This is a genomic window from Bradyrhizobium sp. NBAIM08 (genome assembly GCF_020193935.1).
GTDB lineage: Bacteria > Pseudomonadota > Alphaproteobacteria > Rhizobiales > Xanthobacteraceae > Bradyrhizobium > Bradyrhizobium yuanmingense.
The window spans coordinates 1-435 of record NZ_JADYVR010000482.1 but is presented as its reverse complement, the minus strand read 5'-3'; the positions used below and the strand labels follow the sequence as shown (position 1 = coordinate 435).

The 435-nt window shown below is 38.6% G+C and carries 1 pseudogene; it reads right to left on the bottom strand.

Annotated features, from left to right (window positions below):
* Positions 1–203: 203 nt before the first annotated feature.
* Positions 204–435: pseudogene (locus I6F37_RS40550) on the bottom strand (hypothetical protein); the annotation flags it as partial.

Here is a 435-nt window from a genome sequence, read left to right as displayed (position 1 = left end):
AATCTGCTTGATAATCAAGAAAAAGTTTTGTTTGATGCGGAATTTCCGCGAATGGAATAGTTTTTACTTTCAAAGAATTTTCCTGAAAAGTCCGCACCGTTTTTTGACTCATTTTGCAATTATAAAATTCTATTTCAAAACTTCCAAATAAAAAGACGACCTTCTGCAAAAGGTCGTCTTTTTTTTTACTTTTAATTTAATTTTTACTTTTCTTCATTTCCGCCCGTAATGCGCGGACGAGTTATGGTTTCATTCGAATTTGAACTCGAACTTTTTGCGGCTTCGCGTTCAATTCGGTAAACGCCGGATGAATGCGTGCCGGCAAAAATACGGTTTGAGTCATTAGGATCAAACGCCAGAGACCAAATTCGCTTGCTCGGCAAAGTCATATTTTTATCCAAACGCCGCCAGTTTCCGCCAGCGTCGGTCGAATAA